The sequence below is a fragment of the Mesorhizobium sp. P3_A9 genome, from assembly GCF_056402975.1.
Genome location: NZ_JBFUGJ010000517.1, coordinates 1 through 3,103, shown reverse-complemented (window position 1 = coordinate 3,103; position 3,103 = coordinate 1). Strand labels below are relative to the sequence as shown.

At 63.6% G+C, this 3,103-nt stretch carries 3 protein-coding genes; all 3 read left to right on the top strand.

Going from position 1 to position 3,103, the window contains the following annotated elements:
- On the top strand, positions 1–770 hold a 770-nt coding region (locus AC1DX0_RS33660), incomplete at its 5' end, for an SPFH domain-containing protein (protein ID WP_477358672.1).
- A gap of 8 nt (positions 771–778) precedes the next feature.
- On the top strand, positions 779–1,729 hold the full coding sequence (locus AC1DX0_RS33655; protein ID WP_477220340.1) for a diacylglycerol kinase catalytic domain-containing protein: 951 nt from the start codon (positions 779–781) through the stop codon (positions 1,727–1,729).
- A 381-nt stretch (positions 1,730–2,110) separates the two neighbouring features.
- On the top strand, positions 2,111–3,103 hold a 993-nt coding region (locus tag AC1DX0_RS33650), incomplete at its 3' end, for an ABC transporter transmembrane domain-containing protein (RefSeq protein WP_477358670.1).

Below are 3,103 nucleotides of genomic sequence, written 5' to 3'. Positions count from 1 at the left end.
TCGCCATGGTGCCGGTGACGTCACTCGACAACCCGTTCATCTTCACCGAAACCACCCCCAATTTCCAGGATCTGGCGATCCAGGGCTCGGTCAGCTACCGCATCGTCGATCCGGTCAAGGCAGCGGAAGGTTTTGACTTCAGCGCCAGGCTCAGCAAGTCCGACGTTGCCGGAGACGGCCGCGAGAAGATCGCCGAACGCCTCGTGCTGGCCATTCAGAGCCGGGCGCGGGCCATGGTGTCGAGCATGACGCTCGAACAGGCGCTGGCGGAGGTGACCAAGCTCGGCGGCAATCTTGCCGACCTGCTGCGAAGCGATCCGATCGCCTCGACCGCCGGTCTGTCAATCGAGGAGGTCCATATCACCTCGGTCCAGCCGACGCCGGAAATCCGCAAGGCGCTGCAGACCGAGTAYCGCGAGRCSYTGCAGCGSCAGGCCGACGAGGCGATCTATGCGCGYCGGGCRCATGCSGTSGAGAAAGAGCGCGAGATCAAGCAGAGCGAACTGGCSACCGAGATCGARCTGGCCGARCGCAACAARCTYCTGGTCGACACCGARGCGCGCAACAAGCTGACGCTGGCCGAGGCGGCCGCCAAGGCGCAGCAGCTCGAACTGACCGTTTATTCGTCGGCGCCCGCCAACGTGCTGACGGCAATGGCCTTCAAGGCCTGGGCGGAGAAGGGCGGTTCTGTCGGCAATCTGTCGATCACGCCTGACATGCTGACCAGCGCGCTGAGCCAGCTTGCCGCGCCGGCCAAGACCGAGAAGTGATGTAGAAGGTGGCCGGCGAGCAGGGCGATAGGCCGATCGACCGGGTGATCGTCGTCACCCGCAAGACCGAGCTCGAGGAACTGACGACGCGTTTCAACACGCAAGGCCAGGCCCGCTTCTATCTCCGGCAGGCCGGCATGAATTTCGACCCGGTCAAGTCAGCGCACGATACCTACCATCGCGCGCTCGACCGGGTGATGGGTTCTCTGCCCCAGGGTCTCAAGCAGTTGCGGCTCGACCGCGAACTGGTGCCGCAGTTCGAATTCGGGTCCGATGTGGTGATTGCGCTCGGTCAGGACGGGCTGGTCTCCAACACGGCAAAGTACCTGCCACATCAGCCGCTGATCGGCGTCAATCCCAATCCGGCGCTTTTTGACGGTGTGCTGTTGCCCTGGAACGCCGACGACACCGAAAAGGTGCTCGATCTGACGATTTCCGGCAAGGCGAAGCGCCAGGCGGTGGTGATGGCCGAGGCGCGTTCCAATGACGGAAGGCGGCTGATTGCCTTCAACGACCTGTTCGTCGGCGCGAGCACGCACGTCTCGGCCCGCTACGAACTGACCTATGGCGGCAGGACCGAGCGCCAGTCGTCGAGCGGCATCATCATTTCAACTGGGGCGGGCTCCACCGGCTGGCTGCGTTCGGTCATGGCGGGTGCTGCCGGACTGGCCGCGGCCTATGGCGACACATCCGTGCCGACAGTGCCGCCGCAAGGCTATGACCGTGAAGGCGAGCAGCTGTTCTTCTCGGTGCGCGAGCCGTTTCCGAGCAACACGACAGGCGTGTCGCTGGTCCATGGCGTTATCACCCGCGATCGGCCGCTGGTCGTCTCCTCGCGACAGAGCAAGGGCGGCGTCATCTTCAGCGACGGAATGGAGGTCGATTTCGTCGAGTTCAATTCCGGTACCGACGTGACGATCGCGATTGCCGACCAGAAGGCCTATCTCGTCGTGCCGTAATCGAGCCAGCCGCGCCCGTTGTTGCAAAATAATCGCAGTGGTTGGACCAGATATGCTTTTTGCGTGAGCCCGTCTTGGCGATGCATCAGGCCGTCTCTATAACGACCACTCCGCGATTCATTTGCGGGAGGTCCGAATGGCAGTATTTAAAATGGTAATGCGAGGCCGCGAAGCTTAGGTCTCTGCCTGCGCTCCGCGAAGGTCCATCCTTCGCATCGAAGCCGGTTTGAGCACAGGCTTATGCCGATGCCGGTCGCCGCCCGATTACGGGCGTGACGCCCAAATATGCCACTCCGCTTCTGGGCAGCCATTCGCCCCCTGCGCGGCTTCTTCAATTTTCGACCTTACTGGGATCGGGCTCGTTTGCGCCCGAATGACATCATGGCTCGTTTCAAGATCGATTTGCGCGCGCGCGCCTTTCGCAGCGTTCTTGGTTTCACGCTCACCCATTGGCGGCGCCAGCCCTGGCGGCTTTCGCTGATCATGGGTGGTTTCCTGCTGTCGACGCTGGCCGACGTCCTGACGCCGCTCTATTCCGGCCGGCTGGTCGATGCCGTTGCCAGCAGCGCCGGCGCCGACGCCATTGCCTGGAATGCCGCGATGACGGCGTTCTTCATCCTTATGGCGCTGGCCCTGACCGGCCTCGTGCTGCGCAACCTCGCCTTCATGGGCATCGTCGAGTTGACGCTGAAGATGATGGCCGACATCGCCGCCGATGCCTTCCATCGCGTCCAGCGGTTTTCCACCGACTGGCACGCCAACTCGTTTGCCGGCTCGACGGTGCGCAAGGTGACGCGCGGCATGTGGGCGCTCGACCTGCTCAACGACACCATCCTGATCGCGCTTTTGCCGTCGGTCGTCATGCTTGTCGGTTCGACGCTGCTGCTTGGCTGGTTCTGGCCGTTGATGGGGGTGGTCGTGGCCGCCGGCTCGGTGCTGTTCATCATGGTGACGGCGCTGCTGTCGCTTGGCTATGTCGCGCCGGCGGCTAGGCTTGCCAACACCTGGGACACGCGCCTCGGCGGTTCGCTCGCCGATGCGGTGAGCTGCAACGCCGTGGTCAAGGGSTTTGGCGCCGAGGWGCGCGAGGARGSSCGCCTTGCCAGGGTGGTCGCCAAATGGCGTGCGCGCACGCGGCGCACCTGGGTGCGCGGCACCATCAACGGCACCACGCAAGGGGCGCTGCTGCTGGTCATGCGCGCCGCGGTGATCGGCCTGGCGCTGATGCTGTGGTCGTGGGGCCAGGCGAGTGCAGGCGACGTCGCCTTCGTGCTGACCTCGTTCTTCGTGCTGCAGGGCTATCTCAGGGATATCGGCACGCATATCCGCAATTTGCAGCGTTCGATCAACGACATGGAGGAACTGGTCGATTTC